The 16,778-nt window shown below is 69.6% G+C and carries 16 protein-coding genes; 8 read left to right on the forward strand and 8 right to left on the reverse strand.

The window, feature by feature from the left end:
* Positions 1 to 4 precede the first annotated feature (4 nt).
* The gene (locus ACVCMB_RS12795; protein ID WP_447107131.1) at positions 5 to 1,294 is read right to left on the reverse strand and encodes an MFS transporter; all 1,290 of its coding nucleotides are present in this window, start codon (positions 1,292 to 1,294) and stop codon (positions 5 to 7) included.
* Positions 1,295 to 1,527: 233 nt separating this feature from the next.
* On the opposite strand from ACVCMB_RS12795, the gene ACVCMB_RS12800 reads away from it, so the two are divergent.
* The 3 genes from ACVCMB_RS12800 (at position 1,528) to ACVCMB_RS12810 (ending at position 5,073) form a co-directional block, all read left to right on the forward strand.
* Positions 1,528 to 2,916, forward strand: a complete 1,389-nt coding sequence (locus ACVCMB_RS12800; protein WP_447107132.1) for a M16 family metallopeptidase — start codon at positions 1,528 to 1,530, stop codon at positions 2,914 to 2,916.
* The gene (locus ACVCMB_RS12805) at positions 2,913 to 4,382 is read left to right on the forward strand and encodes a M16 family metallopeptidase (RefSeq protein WP_447107133.1); all 1,470 of its coding nucleotides are present in this window, start codon (positions 2,913 to 2,915) and stop codon (positions 4,380 to 4,382) included. Before ACVCMB_RS12800 ends, ACVCMB_RS12805 begins: the two co-directional genes overlap by 4 nt.
* 163 nt (positions 4,383 to 4,545) lie before the next feature.
* Positions 4,546 to 5,073: an acyloxyacyl hydrolase gene (locus ACVCMB_RS12810; protein WP_447107134.1), complete on the forward strand. Its 528-nt coding sequence runs from the start codon at positions 4,546 to 4,548 to the stop codon at positions 5,071 to 5,073.
* Positions 5,074 to 5,082: 9 nt separating this feature from the next.
* Here the strand turns inward: ACVCMB_RS12810 and ACVCMB_RS12815 are convergent, their stop codons facing one another.
* The 5 genes from ACVCMB_RS12815 to ACVCMB_RS12835 all read right to left on the reverse strand — a co-directional run bounded on the left by ACVCMB_RS12815 (position 5,083) and on the right by ACVCMB_RS12835 (position 10,313).
* Positions 5,083 to 6,609 carry a DHA2 family efflux MFS transporter permease subunit gene (locus tag ACVCMB_RS12815; protein WP_395120890.1) on the reverse strand — a complete coding sequence of 509 codons (1,527 nt, stop codon included), beginning with the start codon at positions 6,607 to 6,609 and terminating at the stop codon, positions 5,083 to 5,085.
* Positions 6,610 to 6,723: 114 nt separating this feature from the next.
* Positions 6,724 to 7,929 (reverse strand): HlyD family efflux transporter periplasmic adaptor subunit, encoded by a 1,206-nt coding sequence (locus tag ACVCMB_RS12820; RefSeq protein ID WP_395120891.1) that lies wholly within the window; start codon positions 7,927 to 7,929, stop codon positions 6,724 to 6,726.
* 10 nt (positions 7,930 to 7,939) lie between these two features.
* The gene (locus tag ACVCMB_RS12825) at positions 7,940 to 9,499 is read right to left on the reverse strand and encodes an efflux transporter outer membrane subunit (RefSeq protein WP_447107135.1); all 1,560 of its coding nucleotides are present in this window, start codon (positions 9,497 to 9,499) and stop codon (positions 7,940 to 7,942) included.
* Between the two features lie 25 nt (positions 9,500 to 9,524).
* Positions 9,525 to 9,983, reverse strand: a complete 459-nt coding sequence (locus ACVCMB_RS12830) for a MarR family winged helix-turn-helix transcriptional regulator (RefSeq protein ID WP_395120893.1) — start codon at positions 9,981 to 9,983, stop codon at positions 9,525 to 9,527.
* Between the two features lie 75 nt (positions 9,984 to 10,058).
* A complete protein-coding gene (locus tag ACVCMB_RS12835; RefSeq protein ID WP_447097594.1) occupies positions 10,059 to 10,313 on the reverse strand; it encodes a hypothetical protein in 255 nt (84 codons plus the stop codon).
* A gap of 241 nt (positions 10,314 to 10,554) precedes the next feature.
* On the opposite strand from ACVCMB_RS12835, the gene ACVCMB_RS12840 reads away from it, so the two are divergent.
* The 4 genes from ACVCMB_RS12840 to ACVCMB_RS12855 all read left to right on the forward strand — a co-directional run bounded on the left by ACVCMB_RS12840 (position 10,555) and on the right by ACVCMB_RS12855 (position 13,723).
* Positions 10,555 to 11,415, forward strand: coding sequence for a helix-turn-helix transcriptional regulator (locus tag ACVCMB_RS12840; protein WP_447107136.1), 861 nt, complete (start codon positions 10,555 to 10,557; stop codon positions 11,413 to 11,415).
* A 65-nt stretch (positions 11,416 to 11,480) separates the two neighbouring features.
* Complete coding sequence (locus ACVCMB_RS12845; protein ID WP_395120896.1) at positions 11,481 to 12,347, forward strand: MBL fold metallo-hydrolase; 867 nt, start codon at positions 11,481 to 11,483, stop codon at positions 12,345 to 12,347.
* A 28-nt stretch (positions 12,348 to 12,375) separates the two neighbouring features.
* Positions 12,376 to 12,780, forward strand: coding sequence for a TIGR01244 family sulfur transferase (locus ACVCMB_RS12850; RefSeq protein WP_447107137.1), 405 nt, complete (start codon positions 12,376 to 12,378; stop codon positions 12,778 to 12,780).
* An 85-nt stretch (positions 12,781 to 12,865) separates the two neighbouring features.
* The gene (locus tag ACVCMB_RS12855) at positions 12,866 to 13,723 is read left to right on the forward strand and encodes an EamA family transporter (RefSeq protein ID WP_447107138.1); all 858 of its coding nucleotides are present in this window, start codon (positions 12,866 to 12,868) and stop codon (positions 13,721 to 13,723) included.
* 25 nt (positions 13,724 to 13,748) lie between these two features.
* Here the strand turns inward: ACVCMB_RS12855 and ACVCMB_RS12860 are convergent, their stop codons facing one another.
* Positions 13,749 to 14,693, reverse strand: a complete 945-nt coding sequence (locus ACVCMB_RS12860) for a LysR family transcriptional regulator (RefSeq protein ID WP_447107139.1) — start codon at positions 14,691 to 14,693, stop codon at positions 13,749 to 13,751.
* Between the two features lie 101 nt (positions 14,694 to 14,794).
* Between ACVCMB_RS12860 and ACVCMB_RS12865 the strand changes: the two genes are divergently transcribed.
* Positions 14,795 to 15,673, forward strand: coding sequence for an NmrA family NAD(P)-binding protein (locus ACVCMB_RS12865; RefSeq protein ID WP_447107140.1), 879 nt, complete (start codon positions 14,795 to 14,797; stop codon positions 15,671 to 15,673).
* Positions 15,674 to 15,740: 67 nt separating this feature from the next.
* Here the strand turns inward: ACVCMB_RS12865 and ACVCMB_RS12870 are convergent, their stop codons facing one another.
* On the reverse strand, positions 15,741 to 16,550 hold the full coding sequence (locus ACVCMB_RS12870; protein WP_447107141.1) for a c-type cytochrome: 810 nt from the start codon (positions 16,548 to 16,550) through the stop codon (positions 15,741 to 15,743).
* Positions 16,551 to 16,778: the final 228 nt, after the last annotated feature.

Here is a 16,778-nt window from a genome sequence, read left to right on the forward strand (position 1 = left end):
AGGATCAGGACGCCGCCGTCGCCGCCGGCGCTGCCCCGATGCTGCGCAGCGCCGGGCTGCGCATGCAGCCCAGGGCGATCGCGGTGAGCAGCAAGCCGGCGCCGGCGAACAGGCCGGTGAGCGGGATCAGCCTGAGCAGGCTGCCGGCGATCGCGGCCGAGATCGGCCCCAGGCCCATGAAGGTGAACATCAGCACGCTCATGGCGCGGCCCATCATTTCCGGCGCCACGCGACGCTGGATCCAGCTGACGATGGCGATCTGCGCGATGCCGGCGAGCACGCCGGTGGCGGCCAGCAGCACCGCGCCGGTGACCGTCGCATGCACCAGCGCCAGCGTGGCCAGGGCCAGGCCGGCGAGGCTGTCGATGGTCAGCACCATCAGGCCGAGACGGCCGCGCACGATGCGGCTGGCCGGGCCGGAGAGAAAGCTGCCCAGCAGCATGCCGCCGCCGTTGGCGGTCATCAGGATGCCGAGCGAGGCGGCGCCCAGATCCATCCGCGTATCGGCCAGCACCGGCAGGCCCACCTGCAGCGGGCCGCCGACGAACACCGAGACCACGGCCGCGTAGAGCATGAACGCGCGCAGCGGCAGGTCGGCCCAGATCATCCGCACGCCGCTGGCCACGTTGGCCAGCACGCCGCCCGCGGCGGGCTTCGGATCGAAGTCGGCGGACACGCGGATCAGCAGCAGCGACGCCAGCGAGAAGGCGAAGCTGATCGCGTCGATGGTGAATGCCAGGCCCAGTCCCTCCGCATCCTGCAGCGCCTGCGGCTGTGCGCCGTGCGCGCCCGCGCTGATCACCACGCCGGCCAGCGCCGGACCGACGAACATGCTGAGCTGGCGCATGCCCATCACCAGCGCATTGGCCGGTTGCAGCTGATCCTTGCGCACCAGTTGCGGCAGGATTGCCGAGCCGGCCGGGTAGGCGAACGCGGTGGACAGGCCGATGCCCAGCGCGATCAGGTACACCAGCCACATGCGGATGTCGCCCAGCAGCACCAGCGCGGCCAGCAGCGCCACCAGCAGCGCGTTCGCCCCGCGCGCGGCGAGCAGCACGCGGCGCGGCGACAGCCGGTCCACCACCGCGCCGCCGATCAGCATGAACAGCGCGCGCGGCAGTGCCATCGCCGCCAGCACCAGCCCCAGCGCGGCCGGATTGCCGGTGAGTTTCAGCACCAGCCACGGCAGCGCCACCAGGGTGAACTGGTCGCCCAGCATCGAGATCGTGCTGCCGCCGAACAGCAGGCGGAAGTTGTGGTTGGCGAAAACGGAGTCGCGGCGGGCGGGCGGCATCGAGGGTTCCGGGTCGGGCAGGCCGACGGCGCAAGAGGCGTGTCGGCGAAAAAGCGGTCGGCGAGATGCGGGAAGGCCTGCCGTGCGGCATTGGCCAGGCGGGCGATGATCGCGCACCTCGGGCTCGGCCACCACTGTCACCGGTCGGTCGTCGCGCCGCGGCCGCAAGTCACGCGCACGATCCCCGGCGAGCTTGCTAAGGTAGGCGCCTTGCCCAGGAAGGAGTGCACCGGATGAACCTGCGCCTGCCGCGCCTCGTGCTGCTTGTCCCGCTGATCGCCTGCGCCGCGTGGGCCCCGCCCCCGACCACGGCGGCGCAGCTGAGCATCCCCCCGATCCAGTACCACCAGCGCACCTTGCCCAACGGCTTGCAGGTGCTCAGCGTGGAGGATCACGCCAGCCCCAACGTGGCAGTGCAGGTCTGGTACCACGTCGGCTCCAAGGACGATCCGCAGGGGCGCTCCGGTTTCGCGCACCTGTTCGAGCACCTGATGTTCAAGAGCACGAAGCACATGCACGCCGAGCAGTTCGACCGGCTGACCGAGGACGTCGGCGGCGCCAACAACGCCTCCACCGGCGACGACGTCACCAACTATTTCGAGATCGTGCCCGGCAACCACCTGCAGACCCTGCTGTGGGCCGAGGCCGAGCGACTGTCCAACCTCAACGTGGACGAGAAGAACTTCACCTCCGAGCGCGCGGTGGTGGAGGAGGAATACCGCCAGAGCGTGCTGGCCAATCCGTACGGCAAGCTGTTCAACGCGATCGACCCGAAGTCGTACACGGTGCATCCGTACCAGCGCCCGGTGATCGGCAGCATCGAGGACCTGGAAGCCGCCTCGCTGCAGAACGTGATCGACTTCCACCGCACTTTCTATCGTCCGGACAACGCAACCCTGATCGTGGCCGGCGACTTCGACCCCAGGCAGCTCGATGCCTGGGTCGACCAGTATTTCGGCTGGATTCCCAGGCCGGCCACGCCGATCCCGCAAGTCACCGCGAAGGAGCCCGTACGCAAGCAGGACAAGCGCTACACCGTCACCAGCGAGACCGCACCGCTGCCGGCGGTGGCGATGACCTGGCTGATCCCGCCGGCATCGGACAGCGCCGACCGCATTCCGCTGCAGGTGGCCGCCGCGCTGCTGTCGCAGGGCGATTCCTCGCGGCTGTACCAGTCGCTGGTGTATCGCCACCAGGTCGCGCAGGAGATCGGCGCGTTTGCCGACACCCGCGTGGGCCCGGGCCTGTTCACCGTCTACGCGGTGCTCGCCAGCGGCCATGAACCGGCCCAGGCCGAGAAACTGCTGAACGAGGAAATCGTCTGGCTGGCGACCCAGCCGATCGCCGACGCCGAGCTGGACAAGGTCAAGACGCAACTGCTCACCAGCGAACTGAAACAGCGCCAGACCGCGCAGGGCATCGCCTTCGCGCTCGGCCAGGCCAGCCTGATCGACGGCAACGTGCAGCACGTCAACGACGACCTGGCCGCGCTGCAGAAAGTCAGCGCGAACGACGTGCATCGCGTGCTGCAGAAATACGTCACCAGCGCGAAGAAGGTGACCATCGACTACCTGCCGCAGGCCAAGGCCGCGCCGGACACCGCCAAGGGAGCAGCGAAATGAGCCGCGCCAACCATTTTCGTCTGGCCGTCTTTACGGCCATCGCGCTGACCGCCGGCATCGCTGCCGCGGCCGATTTTCCGGCCACGCCGCCGGCACCCGGTCCGGCGCCGCAGTTGAACGTGCCCACGCCCACCGCGCAGACCCTGCCCAACGGCCTGGAGGTCATCAGCGTGCGCCGCGCCAACCTGCCGCTGGTGACCGCGCAGCTGTGGGTGCGCCGCGGCGGCGAGATGGACCCGCCGCGGCTGGCCGGCCTGGCCGACCTCACCGCCAACCTGCTGAGCAAGGGCGCGGCGGGCAGGAGCGCGCCGCAGATCGCTGCCGCCGCCGAGGCGCTGGGCGGCTCGCTGGATGCTTCCGCAGGCTGGGACGAGAGCGCCATCGGCATCACCGTGACCACGCCGAAACTGCCGCAGGCGCTGGGCCTGCTGGCCGAAGTGGTGCGCCAGCCGGATTTCGCCGAGACCGAGGTTCAGCGCGCCCGCAGCCAGGCGATCGACGACCTGCGCCTGCAGCTGAGCCAGCCCACCGCGCTGGCCTCGCTGGCGGCCAACCGCGGCGTGTTCGGTGAAGGCGCCTATGGCCATTCGCGCCACGGCACGCCCGACTCGCTCAAGCGCATCACCCGCGCCGACGTGCAACGCCTGCACGACGCGCTGTACCGGCCGGACAACGCGATCCTGATCCTCGCCGGCGACATCACTCCCGCGCAGGCCTTGCAGCTGGCGCAGGCCAGCTTCGGCGACTGGGCCAAGCCGGCCACGCCGCTGCCGCCGCGCCCGGCCGGCAGCGCTGCCAGCCAGCTGCCGCCGATCCTGCTGATCGACCAGCACGGTGCCGGCCAGGCTGGCGTGGTCGCCGCGCACGCCGCCCCGCCGCGCCGCGACGACAGCTACTACGTCGGCAGCGTGGCCAACGCGGTGCTGGGCGGTTCGTACTCGGCACGCCTCAACGAGGAAATCCGCATCAAGCGCGGCCTCTCCTACGGCGCCGGCAGCCGGCTGCAGGGGCTGGGCGATGGCGGCGTCTGGCTGGCCTCGGCGCAAACCAAGAACCCGTCCGCGCCGCAGGTGGTCGAGCTGATGCTGGGCCAGTTCAAGCAACTGGGCGACAGCCGCGTGGATGCCGATGAACTCGCTGCGCGCAAGGCCACCCTGATCGGCGCTTACGGCCGCAGCCTGGAGACCACCGCGGGGCTGGCCGGCGAGGTCGCCGAACTGGCGATCTACGGCGTGCCGCTCGACAGCATCGGCAAGTACGTCACCGAGGTGCAGGCGGTCACGCCGAAGCAGATCGAGAAATACGCCCGCAAGCACCTGGCGGCCGACGACCTGCACGTGGTGGTGGTGGGCGATGCCGCGCAGTTCGGCGCGGCGATCCGCAAGGATCATCCGCAGGCGGTGCTGCTGCAATCCACCGCGCTGGACCTGGACAGCCCCAGCCTGCAGGCGCCGGCCGGTCGCTGAAGTTCCGGCGGAACGCGCACGGGAACCCCTGCAACGGCAGGGGCATCCCGTGGCCGCGGGGCATCGCGGCAATCATTCTTCGCCACCCCTTGGTTTCACTTCGGTTCGACGTTATTTAGTGAACCATCAAGTTCACTAAAATTCCACCCCGTCCGAGGTTGCCATGCACGTCCCGTTTTCCGCCCGCCTGCTGCTGCTGGCGCTGGCGTCGTCTCCGCTGCCGCTGCTGGCGCAATCGGTCCATCTGCAGGTGCAGGGCGGGCGCAGCTACATGGATGGGCATGGCACTCCCGCGCTGTTCGTCGAAGCGGTGTTCGACGACCATGCGATCGGCGACAGCCGCTGGAGCCTGGCACCCGACGTCTCGCTGGGCTGGATCGACGGCCGCGACATCGCCCGCTTTCGCGACAATCGCTACCCCACCCGGGAGCAAGCCTGGCTGCTGGCCGCCGGTGCGCGCCTGCAGTACCGCACGGCCGATGGTGCGCCAGGCCACTGGTTCGCCAGTTTCCAGCCGGCGCTAAACAGCGCGCGCACGCAGGCGCTGAGCAGCCCGTACGAGTTCGTCAGCACCCTCGGCTGGCAGGGGCGTCGCTTCAGCTTCCAGATCCGGCACGTTTCCAACGCTCGCCTGCATCAGCCCAACCGCGGCGAAACCATGGCGCTGGTGGGCATCGGCTTCGATCTCTGACCGATCGCCTCAGTGCCCGCCCGCGACCGGCCGCGCCTTCGGCGTGAACGGCGGCTTGGCCAGCCAGATCACCAGCATCAGGCCGATGAAGATCCAGCCCAGCGCGTGGAACACCTCGTTGAACGAGATCTGGTAGCTCTGCTGGGTGATCATGCCGTTGATCACGCTGCCGCCCAGCTGCGGATCGCCGTGGCCCAGCTGCTGCATCGCGGCCTGGCTGACCGGACTGTAGGGCGTGATGTGCTCGGCCAGCTGCTCGTGGTGGTTCACCGCGCCGCGGGTCCACATCAGCGTGGTGATCGAGGCGGAGAAACTGCCGCCAAGCGTGCGCAGGAAGGTCGACAGGCCGGAACCGGCGGCGATCTCGTCCTGCTGCAGGTCCGACAGCAGGATGGTCAGCGTCGGCATGAAGAACAGCGCCACGCCCAGGCCCTGCAGCAGCTGCACCATCGCCACGTGGTAGAAGTCGATCTGCAGGTAGAAGTCCGCGCGCATGAAGCAGGTCGCGCCCATCACCAGGAATGACGCCGCGGCGAGCAGGCGCAGGTCCATGCGGGTGGCGTACTTGCCCACGAAGAAGGTCAGCAGCACCGGGATCACGCCCAGCGGCGCGGTGGCGAAGCCGGCCCAGGTGGCGGTGTAGCCCAGGTTCTGCTGCAGCCACAGCGGCACCAGCAGCGCGATGGCGAAAAACGCGGCGTAGCCCAGCACCATCGCCACCGTGCCGGTGGTGAAGTTGCGGTGGCGGAACAGCTTCAGGTCCACGATCGGGTCGGGGTCGGTCAGCTCCCAGATCAGGAAGATCGCGATCGCGATGGCCGAGATGATGCTGGCCACGATGATGAAGTTGGAGTTGAACCAGTCCGCGTCGTTGCCCTTGTCCAGCACGATCTGCAGCGCGCCGACGCCGATGATCAGCGTGATCAGGCCGACGTAGTCGATGCGCGGGCGCTCGGTCTTCTCGACCTTGCCGCGCAGCTGGTTGGCCACCACCACGCTGGCGAAGATGCCGATCGGCAGGTTGATGAAGAAGATCCACGGCCACGAATAGTTCTCGGTGATCCAGCCGCCCAGGATCGGCCCGGCGATCGGCGCCACCACGGTCACCATCGCCAGCAGGGCCAGCGCCATGCCGCGCTTGGCCGGCGGGTAGATGCTGATCAGCAGGCTCTGCGTGATCGGGTACATCGGGCCGGCCACCGCGCCCTGCAGCGCGCGGAACACCAGCAGCATGCCCATGCTTTGCGACACGCCGCACATGAACGAGGAGGCCACGAACAGCAGCGTGCACGCGGTGAACAGGCGCACCTCGCCGAAGCGGCGGGTGAGGAAGCCGGTCAGCGGCAGCGAGATCGCCATGCTCACCGCGAACGAGGTGATCACCCAGGTGCTCTGGTCGTTGCTGACGCCGAGGTTGCCGGCAATCGTCGGCAGCGAGACGTTGGCGATCGTGGTGTCCAGCACCTGCATGAAGGTGGCCAGCGACAGGCCGACCGTGCTCAGTGCCAGATTGGGTGGGCGGAATGGGGTGGTCATCGGGTTCGGTCAATGAAGAATGCGTAGGAGCCCGCTCGCGGGCGATGCCGTTGCTCTGGTGCCCGTTGAAAGATCAAGCAGGAGCATCGCCCGCGAGCGGGCTCCTGCGGGGAGCTATTTGTCGCCGGCCATGTTGGCGTGGATGATCTCCTTGATCGCCGCATCCGCCTTGGCCAGCTGCTGCTTGTAGATGTCGGTGCTGAAGGCGGGTTGCGAGGGCGCGCGCTGCGCCAGCGTGGGGCCGCTGCGGTCATGCAGGTTGACGTCCACGTTGAGCGACATGCCCAGTCGCAGCGGGTGCTGCTCCAGCTGCTTCGGGTCGGTGAACACCACCCGCACCGGGATGCGCTGCACGATCTTGATCCAGTTGCCGGTGGCGTTCTGCGCGGGCAGCAGCGAGAACGCGCTGCCGGTGCCGATGCCCAGGCTCTCCACCTTGCCGGTGTAGCTCACCGCGCCGCCGTAGACGTCCGATTCGATCTCCACCGGCTGGCCGATGCGCATGTCGGTGAGCTGGGTCTCCTTGAAATTGGCGTCGATCCACACCTGGTGAAGCGGCACCACCGCCATCAGCGGCGTGCCGGGCTGCACGCGCTGGCCGACCTGCACCGAGCGTTTGGCCACATAGCCGTCCACCGGCGCCAGCAACTGCGTGCGCGCGTCGGCGAGGTAGGCGGCGCGCAGCTGGGCCGCCGCCACCTGCACGTCCGGGTGCGAGGCGACCACGGTGTCGTCGACCAGCACCTTGCTGGTCTGGTACTGCTGCTGCGCTGTGATGAGGGCGTTCTGCGCGGTGGTCAGCGCGTCGCGGGCATGCGCCAGTTCCTCGGCCGAGATCGCGCCGGACTTGGCCAGCGCCACGCGCCGCTCGTAGTCGGAGCGCGCCTTCGCCACCGCGGTCTGGCTGGCGGCGACGTCGGCGTGTGCGCCGCTGACGCTGGAGTACAGGCCGCGCACCTTGCGCACGGTCAGCGCCAGGTTGGCCTTCGCCTCGGCCAGGGCCACGTCGGCATCGCTGGGGTCGAGTTTCACCAGCACGTCGCCGGCGTGCACCAGGTTGCCGTCGTCGGCGCCGATGCTGACCACGGTGCCGGGCACCTGCGGGGTGATCTGCACCACGTTGCCGTTGACGTAGGCGTCGTCGGTGCTCTCGTACCAACGGCCTTCGAGGAAGTACCAGAGGCCCCAGCCAATGGCGGCGAGCAGCACTACCACGCCGAGCGCGCGCAGCAGCGCGCCGCGGGATTTCTTCGGCGCCGGCAGCGGCGGCCTGGACTCGGCCTTGCTCTCGTTCGAGTCGGATGAGGGTTGAGCAGACATGGGGGAAGCCTCAGCGATGCGCAAAAGTGGAAGATGACGGTGCCGGCGCGCCGGCCTGCGGCGGGTAGCCGTCGCGGGGTGCCTGATCCTGCGGGCGGTATCCACCGCGGGATGCTTGATTCTGGGGGCGGTATCCACCGCGGGGTGCTTGATTCTGCGGGCGGTATCCACCGCCCAAGGCCTGGATCAACTGGATCGAGCGGTCGACCTGTTGCGCCTGCAGCGCGGCCACGCCGCGGTCGGCGGCCAGCAGCTGCTGGCGCACGCTGAGCGCTTCCAGGTAGCTGCCGACGCCGGCCTGGTAACGCTGCAGCGCGAGATCCCACGCCTGCCGCGCGGCGGCCTGCGCGCGCTGCTGGGCAGCGAGCTGCCGCTGCAGCGATTGCGTCGCCGAGACGTCGTCGGCAACCTCGTTCACCGCGCCGACCAGGGTCTGGTTGTACTGCGCCACGGCCAGGTCGTACTGGGCGTCCTTGGCCGAAAGGTTGGCGCGCAGCCGGCCGCCGTCGAAGATCGGCAGGCTCAGCGAGGGGCCGAGCTGGTAGAAGCGCGCCGGCAGGGTGAACGGGTTGCCGCCGCCGAGCCGGAGCACGCCGGCCATCGCGCCGATGCTGATGTTGGGCAGGAACTCGGTCTTGGCCGCCTTGATGTCCTTGCCCGCGGCCTCGACCCGCCAGCGCGCGGCGACCAGGTCGGCGCGATGGCCGATCAGTTCCAGCGGCAGATTCTCCGGCACCGCCAGTTCGGCCGGCGCCAGCACCTGTGGACGGGTGATCTCGTCGCCGCGATCCGGGCCCTTGCCGAGCAGCACGGACAGCGCGGAGCGCGCAGCATCCACCGCGCGGTCGGCCAGCGCGGCTGCCTGCTCATCCGTGGCCACTTCGGCCTCGGCCTGCTTCAGCACGATGCGGTTGTCGATGCCGGCGGCCACGCGCTGCGCGGTGAGCCGCTGCGACTGTTGCGCGCGCTTCAGCTCGCCGGCGGCCAGATCCTGCTGGGCGAAGGCATAACCGAGTTGCGCATAGGCGCGGGCCACGTTGCCGGACAGTTCGATGCGCGCGGCGCGGGCCTCGACCTCGGCGGCGCGCGACGCGCCCAGCGCGGCTTCCCACGCGGCGCGCTTGCCGCCCCACAGATCCAGGCCCCACTTGAAGCTGCCATAGGCGTAGCTGGCCAGGTTGAAGTGGCCGCCGCCGGCATCGGCCGGCATCACCGTGGTCGGGATGCGCGCGCCGGAAACGCTGGCCCCGGCATTCACGCTGGGGCGGCGCGCGGTGTCGGCCAGGCCGGCGGCCGCCTGCGCCGCGCGGGCGCGCGCATCGGCCACGGCCAGGCCGGGATTGTCGGCCAGCGCTTCGCGGATCAGCCGGTCGAGCTGCGGGTCGCCCAGCGCGCTCCACCAGTCGCTGTCGGGCCAGGCGGCCGCGATGTCGTTCGCGCCGAGATGGTGCGCGGCTTTCAGCGAGGCGGGGTCGAGCGGCGCGCCGTTCGGATGCAGGCCGCCGCTGCTGGCGCAGGCGGCCAGCGCGAGGGTCAGGGCGGTGGCAGCCGCAAGGTGATGCAGACGCATACGTGGGGGGCTCCGAGGGGGAGGGTCAGTTCTTGTCGCGAAGGGCGTGCAGCACGCGCTCCAGGTAGTCGTGCAACCGGGCCTGTTCGGCCTCGTCCAGCGAGCGCTGGGCGGCATTCAGCACGCGTTCGTTGCAGTCGGTCAGCTGCTGCCAGATCGCCTGGCCCGACTCGGTCAGCTCGATCCGCAACGCGCGGCGATCCTGTTCATGCGGGCAGCGGCGCAGGTAGCCCTTGCGTTCGAGCTGGTCGAGCTGGCGGGTCATCGCGCCGCCGTCCAGTTCGACCGAGCGGGCCAGCTCGCTGGCCGACATCGGGCCGAGCCTCGCCAACCGCTTGAGGATCAGGAACTGGGTGAAGCGCAGGTTCACGTTCTGCGCGGCCAGCTCGGCTTCCATCGCCCGCACGATCTCCGCGCGCACCAGCCCGAGCAGGATGCCCAGGCTTTCTTTCGGGGTGGCAAAGGCGAGCGACTCGGTATTCATGGCCGCGCATTCTATTGCCTCAAGTATATTTGTCAAGGCAAATATGTGCTGGAATGCTTTTGCCTTGGCAAGATGTCAGGCGGCACGCACCCGCTGGGCCTGCAGCTCGTCGCGCACCAGCGCGTGCAGCGCCGGATCGCGGAGGGTGAACAGTTCGAATACGCCCAGCGCCTGCAGGATCGGCAGTTGCGCCAGCAGGCGCGGTTCGGCTTCGCGGCGCACCGATTCCGGGGTGGCCGGATCCAGCATCAACTGGGCATGGATCACGAAATCGGTGAGCGCATCGATGCGTGGGGCATGGACGGGGGTGGGGACGGGGAGTAACGACATGTCGATCTCCTGCATGGGTTGGCACAAGGACGTCGGCGGGTGCCGCGTCGTGACAGGCTGCAAGACAGCGCGGCGGGCGTGGCGGCTGGAGGTGCGCCGCGGACGGGCGTGACCGCATCGCCGGCGTCACGGTCACGTGTGGGCACATGACTTGGGGGACAGGCGACATTAGGTCGCTGCGACGTAGCATGGGAAGGCAGTCCCCACTGCTGGTACTCCCACTACCCGTTCCGGATCGCCCATGAAAGCATCCATGCAACGCACCGAGCTGAAGGCCTTCCTGCGCACGCGGCGTGCCGCGCTCACGCCCGAGGCGGCGGGTCTGCCGCGGGGTTCGCGCCGGCTGACGCCGGGACTGCGCCGCGAGGAAGTGGCGGCGCTGGCCGAGGTCGGCGTCACCTGGTACACGTGGCTGGAGCAGGGCCGTGCGATCAACGTATCGGCGGCGGCGCTGACCCGGATCGCCCGCGCGCTGTCGCTGTCGCCGACCGACGAGGCCTACCTGTTCGCCCTGATGGGGCTGTCGCGCACCGACGTGCCGGAACATCACTTCAGCCTGCCGCCGGTGATGCACGAGGTGCTGCGGATGTACCAGGCGCCGGCCTTCGTGCTGGACACGGTGTTCAACGTGCTGGCCTGGAACCGCATGGCCGAGTGCCTGTACGACTTCGGCGAGTTCGACGGCCCGTTCGCCGACAACCACCTGTGGAACGCGTTCATGAATCCGGCGCGGCGGCGGCTGTATCCGGATTTCGAGAACGGCGCGCTGAACCTGCTCGGCATGTTCCGCATGAACCAGGCGGCGCATCCGGAAGACCCGCGCTTCGCCCGGCTGACCGAGGCGCTGGCCGAGGCCAGCGCGGAGTTCGTCGAACTCTGGCAGCGCTGCCACACCGCGCCGCTGAGCGCGATCGTGGTGCCGTTCTTCCATCGCGAGTTCGGCGACCTCAGCATCCATTCGATGCGCCTGCCGATCCGCGACAGCGACCACGTCGATCGCGCCACCGCGTTCTTCTTCGCGCCGGCGAATGCCGAGACCGCGGCGAGCTTCGCGCGCGTCGCCCGGCGCCTCGCGGCGGAGCAGGCCGCGCAATCGGCGTGATGCGGCGACCGTTGCCGCAGGGGCCATAATCTCCGCGATCCCGATTTCACCGCGAGGAGACGGACATGCCAAGCCCCGACGTGCGGGCGTTCTTCGACCAGGCCAGCCATACCTTCAGCTACGTGGCCTGGGACCCGGCCACCCGAAGGGCCGCCGTGCTCGATGCGGTGCTCGATTACGAGGCGGCCTCCGGGCGCACCGGCCACGCCGCCGCCGATGCCGTCATTGCGTTCGTGCGCGCCGAGGGACTGACGCTCGACTGGGTGATCGACACCCACGTGCATGCCGACCACCTGTCGGCGGCGTCCTACGTGCAAGCGCAGCTGGGCGGCAAGCTGGCGATCGGCGAGCACATCCGCGAGGTGCAGGATACGTTCGGCGCGCTGTTCAACGCCGGCGACGGGTTCGCCCGCGACGGCAGCCAGTTCGACCACCTGTTCACCGATGGCGAGCGCTATCGGGTAGGCGGGATCGAGGCGCAGGCGATTCACACGCCGGGGCACACGCCGGCGTGCATGACCCATGTGATCGGCGACGCGGCGTTTGTCGGCGACACGCTGTTCATGCCCGACTACGGCACCGCACGCTGCGACTTCCCCGGCGGCGACGCGGCTACGCTGTACCGCTCGATCCGGCGCATCTTCGCGCTGCCGGAGGCCACCCGGATCTTCCTGTGCCACGACTACAAGGCCCCCGGCCGCGACGAGTTCGCGCACCAGACCACGGTGGCGGCCGAACGCCAGGGCAACATCCACGTGCATGACGGCATCGGCGAGGAGGAGTTCGTCGCCATGCGCCGCGCGCGCGATGCCACGCTGAAGGTGCCGCAACTGCTGCTGCCGGCGGTGCAGGTGAACATGCGCGCCGGCCAGTTGCCGCCGGCCGAGGACAATGGCGTGCGCTATCTGAAAATTCCGCTGGACGCGCTGTAGGCGTCCATCCCTTCCTACGGAGCATTGCATGCAGATCCATCCGCTTGCCGGCGCGCTGAGCGTCAGCGCGCAAATCGACGTCGACGACATCGCGGCACTCGCCGCGCAGGGTTTTCGCGGCATCGTCAACAACCGCCCCGACGACGAGGAACCCGGCCAGCCGGACAATGCCACGCTGGAATCGGCGGCGCGTACCGCCGGCCTGGCCTGGCGGCATATCCCGGTGGCGGGCATGCCGTTCGCGCCGGCCGCCCTGCACGAATTCAGCGCGGCGCTGGAAGAACTGCCCGGCCCGCTGCTGGCGTTCTGCCGCAGCGGCACGCGCAGCAGCGCGCTGTGGGCGATGCAGGCGCCGGGCACGGCCGACGAGATCCTGGCCACGGCGCGCGCGGCGGGCTACGACCTGTCGATGCTGCGGCCGTGGCTGGGCTGACGCCTTGAGGCGCCGCCGCGCGCGGCGCGACTGACTCGCGTGCCGCTTGCGGCACAATGCGCGCTGTTTGTCGCGGGAGGGTCGGATGTTCTTCGTGCTGTTGAGCGTGTTGTGCAGCGTGGCGGTGTCGGTGCTTCTGAAGCTGGCGCGGCGCTGGCGCATCGACGTGGGCCAGGCGATCGCCTGGAACTACGTGGCCACCAGCGCGCTCACCGCGCTGCTGCTGCGGCCGTCGCCGGCGAGCCTGCGCGGCGGCGAGGTGCCGTGGCTGGCACTGGTTGCACTGGGCATCCTGCTGCCCACGATCTTCCTGGCGCTGGCCGCGGCGGTGCGCCACGCCGGCATCGTGCGCAGCGACGCGGCGCAGCGGCTGTCGCTGCTGCTTTCCCTGCTGGCCGCGTTCGTGCTGTTCGGCGAGCAACTCTCCGCGTTCAAGCTCGGCGGCATCGCGCTGGGCCTGCTTGCCCTGCTGGGCATGGTCTGGCGCAGCGAACGCTCGCCGGCCGATCCCGGCGCGGCCGGCTGGCTGTATCCGCTGCTGGTGTTCGCCGGCTTCGGCGTGATCGACATCCTGTTCAAGCGCGTGGCCCTCGCCGGCGTGGCGCTGGGTACCTCGCTGCAGGCGATGTTCGCGCTCGCCCTGCTGGTCGCCTTCGCCATGCAGTTGTGGCGGCGCGCCCGCGGCACCACCCGTTTCACCGCCCGCAGCGCGGCGGCCGGCCTGCTGCTGGGACTGGCCAACTTCGGCAACATCCTGTTCTACCTGCGCGGCCACCGCGCCCTGCCCGACCACCCGGCGCTGGTCTTCGCCAGCATGAACATCGGCGTGGTGGCATTGGGCGCGCTGGTCGGCCTGCTGCTGTTCCGCGAACGGCTGAGCCGGCTCAACCTCGTCGGCGTGGCGCTGGCGGCGGTGGCGATCGGGGTGCTGGCGCGCGGCTGACGGGTCGCCTGCCTGCCGATTTTGTCTATCGGCCAGCTATCGGGCGGGCCGGATCATCGACGCCGCTTCGCCTCGCGCTCGCGAGTCGGGCGAACGCACCCGGTGAGGCATTTTCAAAGCGGTCCAGCAGCAGTTTCACGAAGGCGGCCACGCGGGCGCTCAGGTGGCGGTGCGAGGGATACAGTGCCCAGACTTCGACCGGACGTCCGGCGAGCACGCCCCAGTCGAGCAACCGGCCCGCGTCGATGTCGGCCTGCACCAGCGAGCGCGGCATCGCGGCGGCGCCCACGCCGGCGAGCACCGCATCGTGGATCATCGCCATCGACGACAGACGCAGCACCGTATGCGTGGCGATGCGGCGCACGCTGCGTGCGCGACTGAGCTGCCAGGTCGCATCGGGCGGCGTGCGCGGCAAGGTGATTGCGGGCACCACGGCGTCACTTCTTCCCGCTGGCCGCGGCAGTGACGGCGTGGCTACGACCACCATCACGTCGCGCAGGAAGCAGCGGCCGGCCAGGTCGGTCGAGGGGTCGGGATTGGCGCGGATGATCAGGTCGAAATCGTCTTCCACCGGATCGACGAAGCGATCCTCGGTGACCACTTCCAGCTGCACCTGGGGGTAGGCGAGCGCGTAGTCCGCGGCGATGCGGCCCAGGCCGCGCTGGCCGAACAGCACCGGCGCGCTGATGCGCAGGCGGCCGCGGGGCGTGCCGATACTCCCGCGCAACGCTTCGCCCACTTCGTCGATGTGTTCCAGCAGCGACTGCGTCCGTTCCTGCAGCTCGCGTCCTTCCGGCGTGAGCCGGAGCGTGTGGCCGCCGCGCTCGAACAGGCGAACGCCCAGCGCATCCTCCAGCTGGCGTACCCGTCGCGACAGCGTGGCCTTGGGTCGGCCGGTGGCCCGGGCGGCGCGGCCGAAGCCGCCGTGTCGCGCCACGTCGTTGAAATCGGCCAGGGCGAGCAGATCCACGGGTGTTCCATGAGCGAGACGGGGTGTCCAGATTATGCGGCTATCGGGACGCTTCGTGAAACATCAGGATGGCGCTGTCCACCACCTCGAAGGAGATCCCCATGAACATTCTCGTCACCGGCAGCACCGGCACGATCGGCAGCCTCGTCGTCCGCGGCCTGGCCGCGCAGGGCGCCAGCGTCCATGCGCTGACGCGCAACCCGGACCAGGCGTCGTTCCCCGACGGCGTCATCGCGGTCAAGGGCGACATGACCGACGTTCCCTCCATGCGTGCCGCACTGAAGGAGGCCGACACGCTGTTCCTGCTCAACGCCGTGGTTGCCGATGAAGTGACCCAGGCCATCGGCACGCTGAGCCTGGCGCGCGAGGCCGGCATCAAACGCATCGTGTATCTGTCGGTGCTCAACAGCGACAGATACACCGACGTGCCGCATTTCACCGGCAAGTACACGGTGGAGCGGATGATCGAGCAGTTCGACCTGCCGGCGACCGTGCTGCGCCCGTCCTACTTCATGCAGAACGACGCGATGCTTCGCGACGGCCTGTTGCAACAGGGCCGCTACGGCATGCCCATCGGCAACGTCGGCGTGGCGATGGTCGACGTGCGCGACATCGCCGAGGTCGCGGTGGCCGCGCTGCTGCGTCGCGCGCGAGCGGCGGCGCCGCTGCCGCGCGAGGTGATCGAGATCAGCGGGCCGGACGTGCTGACCGGCGATGCGCTGGCGACGATCTGGTCCGGCGTGCTCGGCAGGCCGGTGACGCCTGCGGGCAACGACCTTGATGCCTGGGAGGCTTTCATGGCCGGCCTGATGCCGTCCTGGGCAGCCCATGACCTGCGCCTGATGCTGGCGCGGTTCCATGTCGACGGCATGCTCGGCAAACCTGGCGCGGCGGAAATCCTCACTGGCCTGCTCGGGCATCCGCCGCGCCGTTACCGCGATCTTGCCGTCGAACTGGCCGCGGCCTGGCAGGCGGGGTAAGCGCATGGGCGACGGGCGAACGGCGCGGGCACACGGGGCGCCATCCGCGCCCCGTTCCGCGTGAACCTCACGGCGTGCGCGATCCCGCATACGCCGCCACCGCAATCATGTCGTCGACGGTCAGCTGCGAGGCTTCCACCCGCATCGGCGCGGCGGCCGGATTCGAACGCTGGCCAGCGCGGAACAGCAGCAGCTCGCGCACGATGTAGGTCGGCGAGCGTCCGGCCAGCGGCGGGACGGCGTCGGTGCCCTGCAGCCTGGCGCCGTGGCAGGACTCGCATGCTGGCGCCGCGCCGCTGCCGCTGGCCGCGATCGCCGCGCCACGCGCGATGCTGCCGGGCGGCACGTAGGCGACATAGCGGGTGCGGCCGCTGCCGTATCGATAGTCATCGAAGGACACCGGTACCTCGACGATGCGCTCGCCCAGCGCTTCGCGCGTGCCATCCCGGTCCGGCACCTGCACGAATTCCATCCAGTGGGTCTTCGGCACGTTCGCGCTTTCGACCACGCGCGTATGCGGCACGAACTTCAGCCGCGAAAAATAGCCGGCGGCGAGCTGCAGATCGTCGTCGCTGAGGCTGCGCGCCTCGTCGGCCATGTCCTGCGTGGTGCGCGGTGCGCTCGCCCCGCGCTGGCCGTGCCGGAACGCGGCCACCTGTTCGAGGATGTAGCCCTTCGGCAAACCCATGATCTGCGCAGTCGCGGGAACGCCGGCGCCATTCACCATGTGGCATTCCGCGCACGGCCATGGCCAGCCGGGCTGGCGATCGACGGTGACGATCGGTGGCGCGGCCGAATGGTCCTGCGGGAACCAGTCGGGAACGAAGTGCTCGACGTCCAGTTGCGCCTGCGTGTAACTGCGCGTGCTGCCTGCCACGTGAATGATTCTGGTCGGGTCGGACTTCGGCGCGTGCGGGTCCGGCGGCGGAAATCGCGGAAACGCCCATGCCTCGGCCGCGCCAATCTCCGCGTCTGGCGATTCCCCGCCGACCGGAGCGTGGGTCGCGACCACGGGGAACACCTGGCACAGAAGAGCTGTGGTGATGAGCGTCGTCCACTTCCTGCCTTCGATTCGCATGTCGTTCCCCTTGCCGGTTGAAAAACT

This window comes from Rhodanobacter sp. UC4443_H10, assembly GCF_052978325.1.